Raw genomic sequence first — 18486 nt, 5'->3', positions numbered from 1 at the left:
CGCGAAGGTGAGCCGATCCCGATCGCCGAGGAACGCATGGCGACCTTCGGCGCCAACTCGCTGTCGATCCGCGTGTGTTCACCGACGGTCAAAGAGGAAAGCCGGATTGAGGCCTGTTATCTGGATTCTGACCAGCGTCAGGCGTCGTTCTGCTGCCCACACTGCCAGCACCGCCAGTTCCCGACCTTTGAGCAGGTGCAATGGGACAAGGCCGGCAACACGCACCTAACCCGCACCGCGCGCTATTACTGCGAAGGCTGCGGCGTCGGCTGGAGCGAGGGTGACCGCCTCAAGGCGTTGAAGACCACCCGCTGGCACCAGTGCCGGACCTTCACCTGCTGCGAACAGATCATTGACCCGCGCGAGCAGTACCAGCAGGCCTGGCGCAGCAATCCCGAGGGCGCCCTGGAACGCGTTTGGACCTGGAGCACCAGTGATCGGCATGCGGTCTACATGGCGCGTTGCCTGACCTGCGGCACGCACCCAGTCAGCAACGAGCACGCCGGCTTTCAGGCTGGCAAGCTGTTTAGCCCCTGGTCGCGCGACAAGCCGGCGGACATGGCGCGCAAGTGGATCGCCGCCCAGGGCAACGAGGAAATGCTGCAGGTGTGGTGGAACACCCAAATGGGCCTGCCCTACCGCAAGCACGCCGGCCGCGAGGTGCGGCTGCAGACCCTGCTCGATCGCCGCGAACTGTGGGCGGCCGAGTTGGTCGACGAAATCGCCTGTATCACCTACGGGGTCGACGTCCAGGATTACCGTCTGGAAATCGAGGGAGTGGCCTGGGGTCGCGACGAGGAATCCTGGAGCGTGGATTACCACGTGATCGAGGGCGAATTTTCCGATCCGAAGACCCAGGCGGCGCTCGATGCCTACCTGCAGCGCAAGTGGTACCGCGCCGATGGCCGGCCCTTTGTGGCCAAGGCCACCTGCATCGACTCCGGCGGTCACCATACCCAGGCCGTGTATGCCTTCTGTAAGGCCCGGATCGGCCGGCGGGTGTGGGCGATCAAGGGTGAGTCGGCACAGAGCGGCCAGCGCAACCCGGTATGGCCGACCAAAAAGCCCAACAACCGCAACAAGGCCAGTTTCCGGCCGATCATCCTGGGCGTTAACTCGGCCAAGGACACCATTGCCGCGCGCCTGCACAAGGACACCCCGGGCGCCGGTTTTATGCACTTCCCGGTGGCGCGCGACGTCGGTTATTTCGAGCAGCTGACCGCCGAACGCTCGGTGCTCAAGTTCAAGGCCGGCCACAAGTTCCGGGTGTGGGAGGTTCGCCCAGGTCGGGCCAACGAGGCCCTGGACTGCCGGGTGTACGCCTATGCCGCGCTGCAAGGCTTGCTGCACCACGGCTACCGCTTGAACGCCGAGGCCATGGCTCTGGCCAAGACCATCGGACCCACGGTGGCCCGCGAGGTGCCCGCCGAGGCGATCGAGGCCGGCGTCACCCTTGAACAGCCGCCACTCCCGCCCTCCCCAGCCCCTGAGCCGGCCGCGCCGAAAAAGCGCCGCAAGCTCGCGTGACTGGTCACGAAGCATTGAGGTAACACCATGCGCCGAACCTACAACCCGGACACCAGTCTGCTGGCTGGCCGTTCCAACACTGCTCTGCAGGCGGATCTGGCGGCGGCCCAACAGGCCTATGTCGACCTGCAGGGCGGGGCCAAGGTGGTCAGCGTCAGCTATGCCCAGGGCAGTGGTAGCCGCTCGGTCACCTACACCCAGGCCAGCATTGCCGACGTGCAAAACCTGATCCGCTCGCTGCAGTCGCAACTGGGCATTATCCAGCGTGCCCGCCGGCCGATCCGGGTGGTGTTCTGATGGCGGCCGAAGTGCGGATTTTGGGCCTGAACGGTCAACCGCTGTTACGCACCACGCCGGGCAAGGCCAAGATGCTCAACGGTGGCGAACGCACTGCGTTTGATGCGGCCGGCACGGTGGGGGAGCACGTCGAGGCCTGGAACCCGTGGCTGTGGTCGCCGGATGGCGAGCGCAACCTGCACCGGGACCGCATCGCCGCGCGCGCCCGCGACCTGGTGCGCAACGATGGCTGGGCCAACGGTGCAATCACCCGGATCCTCGATAACTCGATCGGCGGTCAGTTCCGCCCGATCTTCAAGCCGGACTATCGCGGGCTGGCCCTGCGCACCGGCATCAAGGGCTTTGACGGCGAATGGGCGCACGAATACAGCCAGGCCCTGGCCGCCAATTATCGCGCCTGGGCCGAGGGTGATGGTTTTTACGCCGATGCCCAGCGGCACAACACCGTCACCCAGCTGATGCGCCTGGCGTTTCGCCACAAGCTGATCGACGGTGATGCGCTGGCCCAGGTGCAATGGATTCCTGACCGGGTCGGCCCGGGGCGAGCGCGCTACGCGACGGCCATTCAGCTGATCGATCCCGACCGGCTGAGCAACCCTTACCTGCAATTCGACAACGACGTGATGCGCGGCGGGGTGACGGTGGATGCCTACGGCGCCGCGACCGGTTATTACATCCGCGCCGCGCACCAGGGCGACTGGTGGGCCGGGGCCGACAGTCAGCGTTGGGACTGGATCCCCAAGGAAACCCCGTGGGGCCGGCCGATCATCGTGCACGACTTCGACCCGGATCGGGCCGGCCAGCACAAGGGTGCGGCGGGGATTTTTACCCCGGTGCTGACCCGCATGCGGATGCTGGCCAAGTACGACGGCGTCGAGCTGGACGCGGCCGTGGTCAACGCCATTTTTGGCGCCTACATCGAGAGCCCCTATGACCACCAGCTGGTCGAGGAAGCGATCGGCGACGCGGCCACCGATGACAGCCTGAGTCACTACCAGGATCAGCGCGCCGACTTCCACGACTCGCGCAAAACCATGCTGGGCGGTGTGCGCATCCCGACGCTGTTCCCGGGCGAAAAGATCAACGCGGTGACGGCCACCCGGCCCAACGCCAATTACATGTCGTTCGAAAACGCGTTCTTGCGCAACTTCGCCCAGGCCGCCGGCGTGTCGCCACAGCAAATGTCCGGCAACTGGTCGGACGTTAACTACAGCTCGGCGCGTGCGGCGATGCTGGAGGCCTACAAAACCATGGGCCGGCGGCACTATGACTTCACGTCGCGCACGGCCACCCCGCTGGTCAGCGCCTGGCACGAGGAAAGCCGCGAGATTGACGACTATCCGCTGCCCGCCGGGGCGCCGCCGTTTGCCCTGTTTCGCAGCCTCTACAACCGCATGCACTGGATGCGTCCGGCGCGCGGCTGGGTCGATCCAGTCGCCGAGAAACAAGGCGCCATCCTCGGCATGGATGCCGGTCTGTCGACCCTGCAGGCCGAGTGCGCCGAGCAGGACCTGGACTGGGAGGAAACCCTGGAACAGCGCAAACGCGAACTCGACAAGTTCAAGGAACTGGACATTCCGAAGCCGCAATGGACCGGCGCGCCCCATCCCAACCAAATCCCGGCCAACCAGGTCGACCAAAAACCCGAGGCCACCTGATGCAGTTTGCCCACTTGGCTCAGCGCCTGTTCAACACACCGATCGCCATCCGGCCGGACAAGGCCGAAGTGGTGATGGCCGCCCTGGCCGAGCGCCTGGGCATCACCCAAATGATGCACCTGGGCGGTGCGCCGATGAGCCTCAAGCCGCAGATGTTTGTCGATGACGACGACGGCTACGACTACGGCAGTCGCGACCGCAGTGACAAGGGTTATGACCTGGTCGGCCCGGTCGCGGTGATCCCCGTGCACGGCACGCTGGTGCAAAAACAGGCCAGCCTGCGACCGTGGTCCGGGATGACCGGCTATAACGGCATTCGCCAGGCGTTCCTGACCGCCCTGACCGACCCCAAGGTCGAGGCGATCATGCTCGATGTCGACTCGGGGGGCGGTGAGGTCGCGGGTTGTTTTGACCTGGTCGACACCATCTACGCCGCCCGGGGGCGCAAACCGATCTGGTCGATCCTCAACGAGTCGGCCTATTCGGCGGCCTACGCCATCGCCAGCGCCGCCGATCGGGTGGTGGTGCCGCGTACCGGCGGCACCGGCTCGATCGGCGTGATCACCCTGCACTGCGACATGAGCAAGGCGCTGACCGATTCCGGGCTCAAGGTCACCTTTATCACCTACGGCGACCAGAAGGCCGACGGTCACGCTGAAATCGCCCTGTCGCCCGAGGCGCAGGCGCGTATCCAGGCCGATATCGACACCATGGGCGAGCTGTTCGTCAGCACCGTGGCGCGCAACCGCAAGCTGTCGGCGGCGAAGGTCAAGGCCACTCAGGCCGGCACCTTTCTCGGCCAGCTCGGTGTCGACCAGGGCCTGGCCGATGCCGTAATGGCTCCCGACGCCGCCTTTCGCTCGCTGCTCAAACAGCTGGCATAACTCAACCTGAGAGGTTACCCCGTGTCTGTTTCTAAAACCTGGTCCCACCTGCTGGGCCTCCCCCTGCGTTCGCTTCGCGCGTCCAAGGCCGACGATGATGGCCCGATCGTCGAGGACTACAACAACGACGACCCGCTCGATCAGCAATACGCCGACGACGAGGACGACGACAAGAAAGCCCGTGGCAAAAAGGCCCGGGGCAAGCGCGCCGAAGACGACGACGACAAGCCTGACGCCGAAGACGACGATGATGACGTCGACGCCGATGACGACGACGAGAAAAAGCCCGACGCCAAAGCCCGGGGCAAAAGCGCTAAGGGCAAGCGCGCCGAAGACGACGACGTCGATGCCGAAGACGACGACGAAGACGACGAGAAAAAGCCCAGCGCGGCCCGTGCCTCCGAGCGCGCCCGTTGCGCGCGGATCATGGCCTACGGCATGAACCACGGCATGGCGCGCCAGGCTTTTGCCCTGGCCTTCGACAGCAATGTCACCCGCGCCACGGCTATTACCGTGCTCAAGGCTAACAAGGCGGCCTCGCCGAAAACGGCGGGCCGCACCAGCCTGGGCCATTCGATGGCCAGCCTCGGCATTCACCAGGTCGCCCCGGAAGGCTCGCGCGAGTTGCCGGCCGGCGCCGATACGGCGGCCGCCATGATCATCAAGGCCGGTCAGTAACCCTTCCTTTTCGCTAGACGGATTCCCATATGTCCACCATTAGCAGCAATGTCCTGGGCGATAACGCCCAGGTCCCGGGTGCTTACACGGCCCATTACAGCCCCGACCAGCTGATCGCCGATTCGCGCACCCTGGTCTCCGAGCCGATTTTGCTCGGCGCCGGCACCTACAAGCGCGGCGCGGTCCTGGGTCAGCAAACCGTGTACCCGATCACCGGCGCGGTGGTCGCGGGCAACACCGGCAACGGCGTGCTCAGTGCCCTGAGCACCAGTAAAACCAGCCAGATCGGCACCTACACCCTGACCGCCACCAGCGTGACCGACTTTGCCCTGGTTGACCCGCAGGGCAACGCCCTGCCGCATGTGACCGTGGGCACCCCGTACGCCGGCGAAATTGGCTTGACCCTGACGGCGGGGGCCACGGCGTTTGTCGAGGGCGATCACTTCACCCTGAGCGTGGCGGATGCGGTGGGTGTGTTTGTGTTGTGCGTGAAAACCGCCGTCGACGGCAGTGCGGATCCGGTGGCGATCCTCGCCGACGACGTCACCAGCACTGGCGTGGTGAGCACCGGCGCCTATGTGGCTGGTGAGTTCAACGCGGCGGCGTTGAGCTATGACGCCGGTTGGAACCCGGCGCTGTTGTTCGCCGGTTTGCGCAAGGTCGGCATTCACGCCAAGGCCTCGGTGACCGCCTCGGCGCCGTTGAACAACTCGGCCCCGTAATTCCCCCCGTCACCCGCCCTGCCCTGCCCTTCGGCGGGGCTTTTTTTTGCGCCCAGCCCACCCTCGCGTGGGCTTTTTTGTGGGCGCGCTTTGGAGCCTTTCAATGTCTGACAACCTCCCAAGTCTGGCGTTTACCACCGCGACCCTGGTCGCCGTGGTGCCGACCCTCAAGCGCCCGAGCAGCTTCCTGCTCGATAAATTTTACCCGGGTGTGCAGATGGCCGACAGCGAATACGTCGCGATCGACATCATCATCGGCAAGCGCCGCATGGCGCCGTTTGTCAGCCCTTTGGTCGAGGGCAAACTGGTCGAACAGTTGGGTACCGACGTCAAGCTGTTCAAACCGCCCTATGTCAAGGACAAGCGCGCCCCGGACCTGCGCCGCCCGGTGATGCGTCAGGTCGGCGAGCGTATCGGTGGGGGCCAGCTCAAGGGTGCCGAGCGTGAGGCGGCCAACCTCAACGCGGAAATGACCGATCAGCTGCAGATGCTGACCCGGCGGATGGAGTGGATGGCCGCCCAGGAGCTGCAGTACGGCAAAGTATTGGTTTCGGGGGAAGGCTTCCCGACCTCGCTGGTCGACTTCGGGCGTGACGAGTCACTGACCATTGCCCTGTCTGGCAATCACAAGTGGGGTGTGGCGGCCAACTTCGATGAGGACGGCCGCGACCCGTTGCCGGAACGTACCATCGATCAGGCGGCCCAGCGCATGCTGCGCCTGTCCGGTGCGCAGGGCACCGACCTGGTGTTCACGCCGGCGGCGTGGGACGCGTTCAAGAACGGCAAAAACATCTACGGTGCGATCAACTTTCCGAAACTCGCCGAGTCCGGCAACGTGATCAACCCGGCCACCCAGGTCGCCCCAGGTGCGGTCTATAAGGGGCGCTGGGGTCAGTTTGATCTGTGGCTGTACAACGAGTGGTTCGTTGATGACGACAACGTCGAACGCTCGATGCTGGAAGACGGTGTGGTGTTGATGGCGGGTGCTGACCTGATGGGGGTGCGCGCCTTCGGTCAGATCATCGACCCGCAACACAGCTACGAGGCCATGCCCTTCGCGCCCAAGACCTGGCTGCGTGAGGATCCAGCGCAGCGCATGCTGATGCTGCAGTCCTCGCCGCTGCCAATCCCAACCCGGGTCAACGCCAGCCTGGCAATGACCGTCTGTGACCCTCTGACTGACCTGGATGGCTAATCCCATGACCACACTGCAAAAAGATGAAGCGCCCAAGATCGTCAAGGCCGTGGTGGCCAAGGGTTGCCAAGTGACCGGGCACAACGGCAAGGCCGTCAAGGCCGGCGGCACCGTAACGCTGTTCGATTACGAGGCCCAGCGCTACACCGCGCGCGGTTTCCTGGTGGCTTCTGACGGCAAGTTAAAGACCGCGTCCGCACCGCCGACCCGCAACGAGGAAGGCGGGGTCTAAGGTGCTCAACTTCGACGCCCTGCTGCATGGCCCTGTGAGCGCAATTTTCGGCGAACAGGGCCAGGGTGCTGACCTCCCGGTCTACCAACCACAAGTCGGTGCGGCTTACCCCGTCGACGGCGTGTTTGATCAGGCCTATATCGAGGCTGATTTGTTGTCGGGGGTGGGAGCCAACACCGTCGAAAACCTGTTCGGCGCCCGCCTGGCGGCCTTCAAGGCGGCGCCTGTCCAGAACGATGCCATCACTATCCCGCGCCTGGGCAAAACCTTCCTGGTGCGTGACGTGCAGCCGGATGGCCATGGCTGGGTGCAACTGAGGCTCAGTGAAACATGACACAAACCATTGATCTGCTGCTCAGTGCGGTGGAAGCCATGAAGGACCACACCCTGGCCGGCGCCCGGGTGTACCCGGTGATTGACTGGCCGACCACGGCCGCGCACTACCCGGTGATTTATTGCCGGGTGCCGACCGAGGAAAAGCACTCGCTCAGTCGTAACGGTGGGCCGGATTTCACCGTGACCGCGACCCTCAAGGTCTGCGCCAGAACCGAGGTGTCCGCGCTGCCCAATGGGCAGAGTGCGGCTGTGTTGCTGCAGCAGCTGGCGCAGCTGAGCCAGCAAATTCAGGTGGCCCTGGTCAATAACCCGGCGCTGATGGGCAGCCTGCAGCAGGTCCCGTTTATTCATACCGAAATGTCGATCACGGCCAATGGCAACAAGGAGTTGGGCGAAGTCGAAGTGTCCATTGGCCTGGAGTTTTACCAGGGCCCGGAGGACTTCTACCCGCTGCCCGCTGTACCGCTGACCTCGCTGGGGCTCACGGCTGACCTGGGCAACGTGTTTGACCCCACCGGCACCTATGTCGATCCCCTGTTCCCTGATGCGGCCTTGCCGGCTCCGCGTACTAGCGGCCCCGACGGTCGTCCCGAGGGCGGTTTGATCATCGACTTACCTACTTAGGAACACCCCCTATGAAAGTTTATCCCGTTGCTGGGTTGCTATTACGCGACCCGGTCAAGGGCGATTTTGTGCCCGTTGAAGGCCGCGAGGTCGTCGATTCGCCGTACTGGTTTCGGCGCCTGGCCTGTGGTGATGCGTCCCTGACCGCGCCGGTAGCCCTGGAAAGCAATGTTCCAGAAGGACCGGCGGCCCTGGCCGAGGAATCGGCCGATGATCCGGCGGCCCCGCTGGCGGGCGATGAGTCGGCCGAAACCGTGGAGGACGCGGAATGAGTGTTTCCTTTAACCGCATCCCGTCCAACCTGCGCCTGCCGCTGTTCTATGCCGAGGTGGATAACAGCCAGGCGAACACCGGTTCGCAAACGCAACGCACGCTGATCGTCGGGCAAATCACCAGCGCCGGCAATGCCGTGGCCGGTGTGCCGGTGATCTGTGCCGGCGTGGACGATGCCAAGGCCAAAGGCGGCCCGGGCTCGCTGTTGCATTTGCTGACGAAAACCTACGTCGCGTCGGATTCGTTCGGCGAGGTGTGGTTGTTGCCCTTGACCGACGCCGTTAGCTCGTTGGCGGCGAAGGGCACGTTGTTGGTTAGCGCGCCGCCGACGGATACCGGGGTGATTTCGCTCTACATCGGTGGCGAGCTGGTCAGCGTCGCGGTGGCCAGCACCGATACCCCGGCCATCGTCGCGGCTGACATCGTCACCCAGGTCAACGCCAACCTGGCGTTACCCGTCACGGCGGCCGTGGACGGCACCGTGTCGGCCAAGGTCAACTTGACCGCGAAAAATGCCGGTGCCTGTGGCAATGACATCGATATTCGCCTGAACTACCGGGGAACGCCTGACGGTGAGGCGCTACCCGCTGGCCTGGCGTTGACCATCACCGCCATGGCGGGTGGCGCGACTAACCCGGTGCTGGACATGGCCTTGTCGGCCCTGGGCGATGAGGCGTTCGATTTCATCGTCTCGCCCTACAACGACACCGCCTCGCTGAACTCGCTGAAAAGCTTGCTCAATGACGCTACTGGCCGCTGGAGCTGGGCCAATCAGCTATACGGCCATATCTTCGCGGCCAAGGCGGGCACCCTGGCGACGCTGACCACGTTCGGCAACACGCGGAACAACCAGCATGAGTCGGTGCTCGGAGTGTACGACTCGCCGAGCCCGTCGTGGCTGTGGGCGGCCGACATGGCCGGCGCGGCCGCTGTGGCGTTGCGTGCTGACCCGGGCCGGCCGCTGCAAACCATTACCCTCAGTACGGTCCTGGCGCCGCCGCATGCGTCGCGCTTTACCGCGCCTGAGCGCAACACCTTGCTCTGGGACGGTATCTCGACCTTTACGGTCGGCATGGACGGCACCATTGCCCTGGAAAACGTCATTACGACTTACCAGGTCAACAGCTTCGGCGAGGCCGACAACAGCTACCTGCAGATTGAAACCCTGTTCCTGCTGATGCTCGTCCTGCGCGCGCAGAAGTCGGTGATCACCTCGCGGTTTCCCCGGATGAAACTCGGCGTGGACGGCGGCCGTTATGCGGCTGGCTCCAACGTGGTCACCCCGTCGGTGATTCGTGCCGAACTGATCGCCAATTACCAGGAGCTGGAAACCGCGGGCTTTGTGCAGAACAGCGCGCTGTTCGCCCAGGGCCTGATTGTCGAGCAGGACACCACCAACCCGAACCGCGTCAACGTCCTGTGGCCGGCCGAGCTGATCGACCAGCTGCGAGTGTTCGCCTTGCTCGCGCAATTCCGCCTGTAACCGGTACTGATCCACCCAAGCCACCCACCCGGGTGGCTTTCTTTTTGGGGCGCCCAAATGGCTGCAAGCAATCGTCTGGCCGGTACGGCCAGCATTACCGTGAGCGGTAAAAATTACATGTTGGTGGGTGAGCTGAGCTATGACCCGTCGACCGTCAAACGTGAAACCAAAACCGGCCAAGACGGCGTGCATGGCTTTGGTGAGATGCCTAAGCCCGGGAAAATTTCCGGCACCCTGCGCGACTCGGGGGACCTGACCGTGGCCGATATCAACGGCATGGTTAACGAAACCGTTGTGTTGACCCTGGCCAACGGCAAAACAGTCATCGGTCGCAACATGTGGACCGTGGAAAGCCAGGAAGTCAAAACCGCCGAGGCCACGTTTGAAGTGGTTTGGGAAGGCCCATCTGTCACTGAGGTAACTGCATGAACATCGTTGAAACCCTGACCCTTGAATTTCGTACCCCTATCGTTATCGGCAAGGACGCTGGGGCGTTGACCTACACCCACGTCGAGCTACGCGAGCCCACGGCCGGCGATCTGGAAAAAGCCCAGCGCGCCGACACCCCGGTGGGCGGTGTGATCAACCTGATCACGGAAATCGGCGGCGTACCGCGTCTGGTCGCGCAAAAAATGTGTGGTCGCGACATGGCCATCGCCGACAAGTTTTTCAGCTCTTTCCGCGCTGGCCCCGAGACGGCGGCGGATGGCCAGAACTGATAGCCGAACTGACTAAGTTCTATGGTTGGGGGCCGCGCGAGGCGTGGTCCCTGACCCTAGCAGAGCTGAAATGGTGGGCTCAGCAGTCCAAGCTAATGATGGAAAAGCCCGATGGCGAATAATTTTCAGATCCAGATCAGCGCGGTCGACAAGGCATCGGAGGTTTTCCGCAAGGTCAATACCGCCGTTAACCAACTGACCCGGCCGTTTGAACAGGTTGGCCAGTCGTTTAAAAGCCTGGGCAAGGAACTGGGCTTTCAGCGCTTGGGCAAGAACCTCGGCCAAATCGGTCGCGAAGCCAAGGGCGCGGCCTCGGGCGTGGCCTCGATTGTCGCGCCGATGGCCGCCGTGACCGGGATCGGTTCGGTCGCCGGGATTATTGCCTTGGCCGATGGCTGGGCGCGGCTGGGCCGTTCAACGGCCAACACCGCCGGCAACATCGGGATCAATGCCGGCGAGCTGCAAAAGTTCCAAGGGGCGGCCCGGTTGGCCGGGCTGTCGAGCGAGGACATGGCCAGCAGCCTGCAAGGGCTGTCGAGCACCATGGAAAACGCCAAGTTCGGCCGGGATAACTCGGCGCTGATGTTGTTCAACCGCTTGACTGGCGGGATGAAACACACGGCGGCCGGCGCGCTGGACGTGACCGGCGAATTTAAGGCGATGGCCACGGCGATCGCCAAGCTGAAAAACCCGCAAGAGCAAATGCTTGCCGCCCAAAAGTTCGGCATGCAGGCGTTATTGCCGCTGATTCGACAAGGCCCGGAGGCGTTTCAGGCGCTGCAGGATCGGGCCGAGTCATTGGGGTTGGTGATGTCGGGCTCGGCGCTCAAGGCCGCGACCGATTTTGCCAACAGTCTGGACAACCTGCACGGCGCTGGTACCGGGCTGAAAAATTCGATTATCGAGCAGATTACCCCGGCGATTAAGCCGCTGGTCGATGAGCTGGCGGGCTGGATCAGTCAAAACCGCACGCTGATCGCGCAGGACGTCGGCGCCTGGGCCAAGGACTTCGCCACCTGGGTCAACTCGGTGGATTGGAAGGGGGTCGGCAGCGGAATTCACAACTTTGTCAAAGGCATCGGCACGGTAGTTGACCACCTGGGCGGCTGGAAGGGAGCCGCCATCGCGGTCGGGGTGGTGATGAATGCCGCGCTGATCGGCAGCGTGGTCAGTCTGGGCGTGACTTTAGCGCGTGGCGGTATGGGGTTGTTGACCTTTATCGGCATGTTATCGCGCTGGAAATTTGCCGCTCGTAGCGCGGCGGCGGCGCAGGTGGAGGCCAATGCTGTCGGCGCGGCTGCCGGCCGTGGTGCGCTGGGAATCGGCTTGGGGGCGGCGGCCGTGGTGGGCACTTCTCTGGCCTTGACGGGGGACAAATCCGAGGACACTCGGGACGCCGAAAATCTGCAGAACGCCGCCATGGCTGGCGACCGAGGCGCCGCCGAACGGTTGGCCACCCAGCAGCTCGACCACTGGTGGTCTAAGGCGACCCCGCAAGAGATCAGCGCCCGCGCCGATGACATCGCCAGCGGCAAGCAGGCCGGTTACAGCCCGGAACTGATGGCCAAGCTGCACCCGGCGCAAGCCACGGCGGAAAAGCAACTGACCGGGCTGGAGCAGCAATACCATTTGCCGGCCGGCTTGCTGGATAAGGTCTGGAAACAAGAGTCGTCGCGGGGCGCCAACCTGTTGTCGCCGAAAGGCGCCAAGGGCCATTTCGGTTTCATGGACCCCACCGCCCAGCAATACGGCGTGACCAACCCGAACGACTTCACGCAATCGGCCGACGGCGCCGCGCGGATGTACCGGGACCTGTTGAAGGCTAACGGCGGCAATCTGGATAAAGCCCTGGCGGCCTACAACTGGGGACAAGGCAATCTCACTAAAAAGGGCCTCGACCAGGCGCCCGAAGAAACCCGTAACTATATCCGCGAGATCAAGGCGGGCATGGGTACGGACCAGGCCCCCCAAGGGCCTATCAGCAGTGGCAAAAACGAGACGCCACGGCATGCCATCGACTTGACGTTTAACGGCCTGCCTTCGGGCGTTTCCGCCAAGGCGCACTCGCCGAGTGGCGCCGACGTGAGCACTAAGATCGGTTATTCGGTCATTGGGGGTGTGGTGTGACGAGCTGGGTTAAAAAGTTAAACCCCGCCTCGTTTCGCGGGTTGCGCTTCGGGGTGCTGGGCAGCGAGCAGCGCTTTGGCCGCCGGGTGGCCGTGCATGAATACCCGAATCGAGATAAGCCCTTTGTCGAGGACATGGGGCGCTCGACCCGGAGTATCAACCTGGTGGGCTTTCTGATCGAGGACAGTCACGTCTATGGCGGCGGCTCGGTCCTTGAGCAGCGGGAGTTGATGATCGCGGCGGCCGAAAAAGCCGGGCCGGGGATCCTGATTCACCCGACGCTGGGTCAGTTGACGGTGTCGCTTCCCGACGGTGGCCTGTCGGTGGTCGAACGTTGGGATGAGGGGCGTTATTTCGAGCTGCATTTCTCGTTTATCGAGGCGGGAGAGCGGGTGTTTCCGGCGGCCAAGGTCGCCACGAAAAGCTTGCTCGACTCGTTGGTTGATAAATTGGGCCTTGCGGGGCTGAGTGACTTTGTGCGCTCGGTGGAGGCCACGATCAGCTCGGTATTCGCCGCGATCAAAACGGTGGAGGGGGTGATCAGCGATACGCTCGACACCGTGGAGTCGGTGATCAGTATCGGCCAGTCAGCGGTCAATGCGGTGATCGATACGGTGGCCGGCTTTCAGCAGATGGCCGGTCGAATCACCCACGACGTTAGCAATATCTCAAGTCTAGGCAGCCTGCTCACGGGGGACTTCGGGCGCTATACCTCGGGCGCCACCACTAAGGCGTTCCAGGCCAGCCCGTCGTCGTCGGATACCTCGGCCGCCATGTCGACGTTGATTGCGTCCGGCTGTGCCAAACGGGCTGCCGTCGCCTCGGCCTCGGCCTCGCTGACGGCCGCCGCCGCCGGGCTGAATGCCAAAACCGTGGGCGTCTTTGTGGCAGCGGTGAACGCCCTGGTCGACGCTGTGGTCGCCGCCATCCCCAGCCCGGCCGACCGGATTCGGCTGTTGTCGGGCCTGGCCAGTTTCATGCCGACGGCGTACAGCAGTACGTCGCCAATGGGCCAGGCCAAGAGCGTGGCCCAGTTTGTAACGGCCGCGTTAATTCGCCGCTCGGCCCTGGGTGCGTTGGCCAGCGCCGTATCGGAATACACGCCGAGTTCTTATGACGACACCTTGGCGGTGCGCAATGCGGTGGTGGGGGTGCTCGACGCGGAACTGTTGATTGCCGGCGACATGGGCGACGACGCGACCTATGTCGCGTTGAACAGTCTGCGCCAGGCGATTGTGGTCGATCTGGACACGCGCGGCGCCACGCTGGCCTCGCTGGCGACCTTTGCCCTCAACGCAAACCTGCCGGCGCTGGTATTGGCCAACCGGCTGTATCAGGACGCCGGTCGCTCGGATGAGTTGATCGGCGAGGCGGACCCCATTCATCCGGCTTTCATGCCGTCAAGTTTTCGTGCGCTGGCCCGCTAGCGCCGTCTGAGAGTCTCCATGTTTGATAATGACGTTTCGATCATCGCCGGCGGCCAGGTGCTGAGCGGCTGGACGGAGGTGCGGGTGACGCGCGGTATCGAGCGCCTGCCGAGTGATTTTAGCGTGAGCATGTCGGATGTCGTGCCGGGCGAGCTGCAGGCGATGGCGGTCAGAGAGGGGGACCCCTTTCAGCTGAAAATCGGTCAGGACCTGGTGATCAGCGGCTACGTCGACAAGGTGGTGCCGGGGTTTTCCGCGCGCTCGCACTGGATCCGGGTGGCCGGGCGGTCCAAGTGCTCGGACCTGGTCGACTGCGCGGCTGAGTGGCCCGGCGGTCAAATCAGCGGGGCTAACGCGCTGGTAATCGCGCAGAAACTTGCCTCGGTGTACGGGATGAATCAGGAAGGGATTCCGGTCTCGACCTCGATCACGGACTTACCGCAGATTCCGCAATTCAACCTGCTGTATGGGGAAAGCGCATTCGAGATCATCGAGCGGATCTGTCGTTATTCGGCGGCCCTGGTCTATGACTTGCCCGACGGTAGCCTGTTCCTGAGTCGGGTCGGCGTCACGCAAGCGGGCAGTGGTCTGGTCGAGGGGCAAAACGTTGAAAACGCGTGGGTCGAGAATTCGGCCGACGGGATCTATTCGGAATACGACGCGCTGTTGCAATCCATGGATGACCTGGGCGACTTGGGCGTCGGCGGCAATCTGCAATACACCGCCTATGACCCCAACTGTCGCCGCCATCGGAAAATGGTCCTGATTGCCGAGGCTGCCGGCGGCGGCCTGCAGATCCTGCGGCCCCGGACGCTGTGGGAGGTTGCGCGGCGCTCGGGCCGCTCTCAGGTGGTGCGGGTGCAGGTGGATTCGTGGCGCGACAGCACGGGGGCGCTATGGGCGCCGAATACCCTCGTGGCAGTGGAACTGCCGACCTTGAAACTGGAGTCGGCCAACCTGCTGCTGGGTGAGGTGACCTTTAGCCTGAATGATCGAGGCGGCCATGTGGCTGACCTGCTGCTGATGGACCCCGCCGCGTTTACCCCTCAACCCGTGCTGCTCCAGCCAATTTTTGCCGAGTTTGCCCATGTTCAATGACCAATATGCCGGTGCGGTGTCTCGGCTGTGGCGTCGGGTGCAACTGTTTGTGACGCGCGGGCGAATCACTCTCAGCAACGACAGCGGCACCGTGCAAAAGCTGCAGGTGCGGCTGGGGGCTCAGGAAGTCCGGGATTCCACCCCGCGCCTGGGTGAGTTCGGCCACGCCTCACGCCCGCCGACCGGTTCCGACGTGGTGGTGCTGTTCGTGGCGGGTGACCGTTCTAACGGGGTGGTGGTGGCCAGCGGTCACCAGGCCAGTCGGCCGCGCGACATGCAGGAAGGCGAAAGCCAGCTGTATGACCTGTGGGGTAAGTCGGTTTACCTGACCAAGGACGGCGGGATTGTGGTCGAGGCGCAGGGCACGCCGGTGACGGTCAACAACGCGACCACGGTGACGGTCAACGCCTCGGCCAAGGTGCGGCTTAACACCCCGGTACTGGAAGTTTACGGCCCTGGTGGCGTCGGCGGCGTGGTTAAGGTCGGCGCCGGCGCGACCGGTTCGTTTTCCACGCCGACCGGGCAAACCGTCATGGTGCAAGACGGCATCATCACCACCATTTTTTGAGGCGCTTATGAACCCACAAGGCTCGCAACCCGTTAATGCCGCTTACTTTCAATCGCTGACTGACCAGGTCAATAACACTGATACTTGCGCGGATCTGCAGGCGTTTACCGCCGAGGCGTTTGCCTCTGTCAACGCCATGATCAAGGGGATCGAGGACCAGCTGGCGGCGTTGGGGCCGCTCCTCGATCTGCTGACTGCGCCGTCGCTCAACCTGGGCGCCATCGTCTCCTGGATCACCTCGTTTATCGAAAGCTTTCTGACGCCCCTCACCAAGCCGCATTCCACCTACCTCGCCCAGCTAACCGAATTGGTGGCGCAGATGTCGGCGCTGGCGAGCGCCGTCGCGGCCAAGGCGGCGAGCTTTGAGCAGTGCGCCGTGGTGGTTCCGCCGGTCGTAACGACGCCATGAGTGATATTCGGACGGTGTGGGTCGCCGAGACCGGCCAGGGTGACTGGCAGGTGTTGGACGGCGCCCTAGACAGCGGTGACGACATGGCCTCGGCGGTGTTTATCAGCCTGTTTTCAGATCGTCAGGCCAACAGCGATGACGTACTGCCGGACGGCTCGACGGACCGGCGCGGCTGGTGGGGGGATCTGGGTCAGCCTGTGCCGCTGGGATCACGACTCTGGCTGTTGTCCCGCTCCCGGCTGGATGACAACGCGGCCAAGATGGCGGTGATCTACGCCAAGGAGGCCTTGCAATGGCTGCTCGATGACCAGGTGGCCGAGAGCGTGACCGTCACGGCGACAATCCAGGGGCCCAAGCAGCTCAATGTGGCCGTGACCGTCACGCAGCGCACCGGGACCAAGAACTACCAGTTCGCCTGGGCCTGGAATCAGCTGTCCTGACGTTTAAACCGAGTTTTAGACCGCCCCCCGTGGCGGTTTTTTTTCGCCTGGAGTTTCCCTTATGCCCTACCCACGTCCGCCGCTGTCGGCCCTGCGCGCGCAGATGTCGACCGACATCACGGAGGGCCTGAAGACCGTTGACGGTCTGTTGCGGTTTTCCAATCTGAGCATTCTCGGCACCGGCGTCGTCGGCCTGGCGCACCAGCACTATGGCTTTCTGGCGTGGATTGCCAAGCAGGCGAGCCCCTGGACGGCCACGGATGAATACCTCGATGCCTGGGCCGCACTGAAAAACGTTTTTCGTTATCCGGCGGCGGTGGCCAGGCTCCAGGCGACTTGGCTGGGGGCGCCGGGGGTGCCCTTGCCGCAAGGCACGGAGGTCGTCATCGGTAACGGGGTTTACTACACCACGGCGGCGGATGCGCTGGCCGACGGCGCCGGCGTGGTGTCGGTGGAGCTGGTCGCGGTCGTCGCCGGCGCGGCCGGCAACGCCGAGGTGGGTAGCCTGGCGACCTTGACCAGCGGGGTCGCCGGGATTCAGTCGAGCGGCGCGGTCACGGCCAGCGTGGCCATCGGCCTGGACGTCGAGCAAAACGAGCCCTTGCGCACGCGGATGCTGGCGGCCTATCAGGCGCCGGCGCGCGGCGGCGCCGCCCTCGACTATGTGGAGTGGGCGTTGAACTGTCCGGGGGTAACGCGGGCCTGGGTGCAGCCGATGGGGGCCGGCCCGGGCACCGTTGTGGTGTACGTGATGTTTGACCTGGTCAACAGCGCGAACAACGGTTTCCCCGTGGGCACCAACGGCCTGTCCCCGCTGGACAACCGGGCGATCCCGTCCACGATCGCCGCCGGTAACCAGTTGGTCGTGGCCAACATGCTGTTTGCCAGCCAGCCGGTGACGGCGCTGGTGTACACCTGTGCGCCGGCGCCAAGTCCGCAGGCCTTCACCATCACCGGGCTGCTGGGGGCTTCGGCCACCGTCAAGGCCGCTGTGGCGCAGGCGATTGCCCAGGTGCTGATCGATGAGGGCACCCCGGCCCCCGGCGCCGGCTCGGTCGTCGAGCTGGACAGCATTAATGCGGCGATCGGCGCGGTGCCCGGCACGGCCGGGTTTGTGATCACCAGTCCGCTGGCGAACATCGCCAACGTGCTGGGCCAGCTGCCGACAGTGGGGGTGATCACCTATGCCTAAGCCGGTCTTTACCGATGCTGACTACGCCCAGGCCATCAGCAACCTGCTGCCGCCGGGTAAGGCCTGGAACCGTGATCCTGGCAGCGTGCAGGCCCAGGCGGTCAGCTGTTTCGCGCCGACCTTTCGCCGTAACAGCGACGATGCCCTGGCGCTACTGGTCGATTCCTTCCCCGCGACAGCGGTCAACTTGCTGCCCGAATGGGAGGCCACCCTTGGCCTGCCCGATCCCTGCGCCGGTGTATCGCCGACCCTGCAGGGGCGCCGGGCGCAGGTGGTGGCCCGCTTTTCCGCCCATGGCGGCCAGTCCGTCAGCGACTTTCAAACCTACGCGGCGGGGCTGGGCTACGCCGTCACCGTCCAGCAGTACGCCCCGTTCCGCATGGGGCAAAGCGTTTGCGGCAGCGCCCTAGGCGGCCTGGATTGGTTTTACACCTGGGCCATTCAAACACCCGGAAATCCGGTGACGCCCTTTGCCCTCGGCCGCTCGACTGCGGGCGAGCCTTTGGCCAGCTGGGGCAACGCCGTCCTTGAGTGTGAGCTTCGGGCCATCGCCCCGGCGCACACCATTTTGCAATTCCACTATTCCTAACGGTCCCC

General features: G+C 64.1%; 22 protein-coding genes. All 22 read left to right on the top strand.

Annotation, left to right across the window (positions count from 1 at the left end; all coding sequences use genetic code 11):
• A partial coding sequence (locus tag ACX3YF_RS31690; RefSeq protein ID WP_458974963.1) for a terminase gpA endonuclease subunit occupies window positions 1–1527 on the top strand: 1527 nt, incomplete at its 5' end.
• Window positions 1528–1554: 27 nt separating this feature from the next.
• Window positions 1555–1824, top strand: a complete 270-nt coding sequence (gene gpW, locus ACX3YF_RS31685) for a gpW family head-tail joining protein (RefSeq protein ID WP_458974962.1) — start codon at window positions 1555–1557, stop codon at window positions 1822–1824.
• Window positions 1824–3482 (top strand): phage portal protein, encoded by a 1659-nt coding sequence (locus ACX3YF_RS31680; RefSeq protein ID WP_458974961.1) that lies wholly within the window; start codon window positions 1824–1826, stop codon window positions 3480–3482. The genes gpW and ACX3YF_RS31680 overlap by 1 nt, the downstream gene beginning before the upstream one ends.
• Window positions 3482–4366, top strand: coding sequence for a S49 family peptidase (locus ACX3YF_RS31675; RefSeq protein ID WP_458974960.1), 885 nt, complete (start codon window positions 3482–3484; stop codon window positions 4364–4366). Before ACX3YF_RS31680 ends, ACX3YF_RS31675 begins: the two co-directional genes overlap by 1 nt.
• A 21-nt stretch (window positions 4367–4387) precedes the next feature.
• Window positions 4388–5044 carry a hypothetical protein gene (locus tag ACX3YF_RS31670; RefSeq protein ID WP_458974959.1) on the top strand — a complete coding sequence of 219 codons (657 nt, stop codon included), beginning with the start codon at window positions 4388–4390 and terminating at the stop codon, window positions 5042–5044.
• Between the two features lie 29 nt (window positions 5045–5073).
• Window positions 5074–5766 (top strand): hypothetical protein, encoded by a 693-nt coding sequence (locus ACX3YF_RS31665; protein WP_458974958.1) that lies wholly within the window; start codon window positions 5074–5076, stop codon window positions 5764–5766.
• 103 nt (window positions 5767–5869) lie between these two features.
• Window positions 5870–6961 carry a major capsid protein gene (locus ACX3YF_RS31660; protein ID WP_458974957.1) on the top strand — a complete coding sequence of 364 codons (1092 nt, stop codon included), beginning with the start codon at window positions 5870–5872 and terminating at the stop codon, window positions 6959–6961.
• Window positions 6962–6965: 4 nt separating this feature from the next.
• Window positions 6966–7193, top strand: coding sequence for a hypothetical protein (locus tag ACX3YF_RS31655; protein ID WP_458974956.1), 228 nt, complete (start codon window positions 6966–6968; stop codon window positions 7191–7193).
• A 1-nt stretch (window position 7194) separates the two neighbouring features.
• The gene (locus tag ACX3YF_RS31650) at window positions 7195–7527 is read left to right on the top strand and encodes a head-tail joining protein (RefSeq protein WP_458974955.1); all 333 of its coding nucleotides are present in this window, start codon (window positions 7195–7197) and stop codon (window positions 7525–7527) included.
• Complete coding sequence (locus tag ACX3YF_RS31645) at window positions 7524–8153, top strand: phage tail protein (protein WP_458974954.1); 630 nt, start codon at window positions 7524–7526, stop codon at window positions 8151–8153. Before ACX3YF_RS31650 ends, ACX3YF_RS31645 begins: the two co-directional genes overlap by 4 nt.
• An 11-nt stretch (window positions 8154–8164) precedes the next feature.
• Window positions 8165–8425, top strand: coding sequence for a DUF2635 domain-containing protein (locus ACX3YF_RS31640; protein WP_458974953.1), 261 nt, complete (start codon window positions 8165–8167; stop codon window positions 8423–8425).
• Entirely contained in the window at window positions 8422–9909 is a 1488-nt protein-coding gene (locus ACX3YF_RS31635; protein ID WP_458974952.1) for a phage tail sheath subtilisin-like domain-containing protein, read from the top strand. Before ACX3YF_RS31640 ends, ACX3YF_RS31635 begins: the two co-directional genes overlap by 4 nt.
• A 57-nt stretch (window positions 9910–9966) precedes the next feature.
• Window positions 9967–10338 (top strand): phage tail tube protein, encoded by a 372-nt coding sequence (locus ACX3YF_RS31630; RefSeq protein WP_458974951.1) that lies wholly within the window; start codon window positions 9967–9969, stop codon window positions 10336–10338.
• Entirely contained in the window at window positions 10335–10628 is a 294-nt protein-coding gene (locus ACX3YF_RS31625; protein ID WP_458974950.1) for a phage tail assembly protein, read from the top strand. The genes ACX3YF_RS31630 and ACX3YF_RS31625 overlap by 4 nt, the downstream gene beginning before the upstream one ends.
• A 111-nt stretch (window positions 10629–10739) precedes the next feature.
• Window positions 10740–12755, top strand: a complete 2016-nt coding sequence (locus tag ACX3YF_RS31620; RefSeq protein ID WP_458974949.1) for a transglycosylase SLT domain-containing protein — start codon at window positions 10740–10742, stop codon at window positions 12753–12755.
• Window positions 12752–14182 (top strand): DNA circularization protein, encoded by a 1431-nt coding sequence (locus ACX3YF_RS31615; RefSeq protein ID WP_458974948.1) that lies wholly within the window; start codon window positions 12752–12754, stop codon window positions 14180–14182. Before ACX3YF_RS31620 ends, ACX3YF_RS31615 begins: the two co-directional genes overlap by 4 nt.
• An 18-nt stretch (window positions 14183–14200) precedes the next feature.
• Entirely contained in the window at window positions 14201–15280 is a 1080-nt protein-coding gene (locus tag ACX3YF_RS31610) for a phage baseplate assembly protein (protein ID WP_458974947.1), read from the top strand.
• On the top strand, window positions 15270–15848 hold the full coding sequence (locus tag ACX3YF_RS31605) for a phage baseplate assembly protein V (protein ID WP_458974946.1): 579 nt from the start codon (window positions 15270–15272) through the stop codon (window positions 15846–15848). The genes ACX3YF_RS31610 and ACX3YF_RS31605 overlap by 11 nt, the downstream gene beginning before the upstream one ends.
• A gap of 7 nt (window positions 15849–15855) precedes the next feature.
• Window positions 15856–16257, top strand: coding sequence for a hypothetical protein (locus ACX3YF_RS31600; RefSeq protein WP_458974945.1), 402 nt, complete (start codon window positions 15856–15858; stop codon window positions 16255–16257).
• Window positions 16254–16697, top strand: a complete 444-nt coding sequence (locus ACX3YF_RS31595) for a phage GP46 family protein (RefSeq protein ID WP_458974944.1) — start codon at window positions 16254–16256, stop codon at window positions 16695–16697. Before ACX3YF_RS31600 ends, ACX3YF_RS31595 begins: the two co-directional genes overlap by 4 nt.
• 61 nt (window positions 16698–16758) lie before the next feature.
• Window positions 16759–17889, top strand: coding sequence for a baseplate J/gp47 family protein (locus tag ACX3YF_RS31590; RefSeq protein ID WP_458974943.1), 1131 nt, complete (start codon window positions 16759–16761; stop codon window positions 17887–17889).
• Window positions 17882–18478: a YmfQ family protein gene (locus ACX3YF_RS31585; RefSeq protein ID WP_458974942.1), complete on the top strand. Its 597-nt coding sequence runs from the start codon at window positions 17882–17884 to the stop codon at window positions 18476–18478. The genes ACX3YF_RS31590 and ACX3YF_RS31585 overlap by 8 nt, the downstream gene beginning before the upstream one ends.
• Window positions 18479–18486: the final 8 nt, after the last annotated feature.

The organism is Pseudomonas fluorescens group sp. PF-69 (assembly GCF_054481235.1).
The sequence above is the reverse complement of the archived record's forward strand: the minus strand, read 5'-3'. Positions and strand labels throughout refer to the sequence as shown.

What these genes read in the sequence shown, in the direction of transcription:
- gpW (WP_458974962.1), top strand. Translation starts at nt 1,555, where the DNA reads ATGCGCCGAACCTACAACCCGGACACCAGTCTGCTGGCTGGCCGTTCC.
- ACX3YF_RS31680 (WP_458974961.1), top strand. Translation starts at nt 1,824, where the DNA reads ATGGCGGCCGAAGTGCGGATTTTGGGCCTGAACGGTCAACCGCTGTTA.
- ACX3YF_RS31675 (WP_458974960.1), top strand. Translation starts at nt 3,482, where the DNA reads ATGCAGTTTGCCCACTTGGCTCAGCGCCTGTTCAACACACCGATCGCC.
- ACX3YF_RS31665 (WP_458974958.1), top strand. Translation starts at nt 5,074, where the DNA reads ATGTCCACCATTAGCAGCAATGTCCTGGGCGATAACGCCCAGGTCCCG.
- ACX3YF_RS31660 (WP_458974957.1), top strand. Translation starts at nt 5,870, where the DNA reads ATGTCTGACAACCTCCCAAGTCTGGCGTTTACCACCGCGACCCTGGTC.
- ACX3YF_RS31655 (WP_458974956.1), top strand. Translation starts at nt 6,966, where the DNA reads ATGACCACACTGCAAAAAGATGAAGCGCCCAAGATCGTCAAGGCCGTG.
- ACX3YF_RS31645 (WP_458974954.1), top strand. Translation starts at nt 7,524, where the DNA reads ATGACACAAACCATTGATCTGCTGCTCAGTGCGGTGGAAGCCATGAAG.
- ACX3YF_RS31640 (WP_458974953.1), top strand. Translation starts at nt 8,165, where the DNA reads ATGAAAGTTTATCCCGTTGCTGGGTTGCTATTACGCGACCCGGTCAAG.
- ACX3YF_RS31635 (WP_458974952.1), top strand. Translation starts at nt 8,422, where the DNA reads ATGAGTGTTTCCTTTAACCGCATCCCGTCCAACCTGCGCCTGCCGCTG.
- ACX3YF_RS31630 (WP_458974951.1), top strand. Translation starts at nt 9,967, where the DNA reads ATGGCTGCAAGCAATCGTCTGGCCGGTACGGCCAGCATTACCGTGAGC.
- ACX3YF_RS31625 (WP_458974950.1), top strand. Translation starts at nt 10,335, where the DNA reads ATGAACATCGTTGAAACCCTGACCCTTGAATTTCGTACCCCTATCGTT.
- ACX3YF_RS31620 (WP_458974949.1), top strand. Translation starts at nt 10,740, where the DNA reads ATGGCGAATAATTTTCAGATCCAGATCAGCGCGGTCGACAAGGCATCG.
- ACX3YF_RS31610 (WP_458974947.1), top strand. Translation starts at nt 14,201, where the DNA reads ATGTTTGATAATGACGTTTCGATCATCGCCGGCGGCCAGGTGCTGAGC.
- ACX3YF_RS31605 (WP_458974946.1), top strand. Translation starts at nt 15,270, where the DNA reads ATGTTCAATGACCAATATGCCGGTGCGGTGTCTCGGCTGTGGCGTCGG.
- ACX3YF_RS31600 (WP_458974945.1), top strand. Translation starts at nt 15,856, where the DNA reads ATGAACCCACAAGGCTCGCAACCCGTTAATGCCGCTTACTTTCAATCG.
- ACX3YF_RS31595 (WP_458974944.1), top strand. Translation starts at nt 16,254, where the DNA reads ATGAGTGATATTCGGACGGTGTGGGTCGCCGAGACCGGCCAGGGTGAC.
- ACX3YF_RS31590 (WP_458974943.1), top strand. Translation starts at nt 16,759, where the DNA reads ATGCCCTACCCACGTCCGCCGCTGTCGGCCCTGCGCGCGCAGATGTCG.
- ACX3YF_RS31585 (WP_458974942.1), top strand. Translation starts at nt 17,882, where the DNA reads ATGCCTAAGCCGGTCTTTACCGATGCTGACTACGCCCAGGCCATCAGC.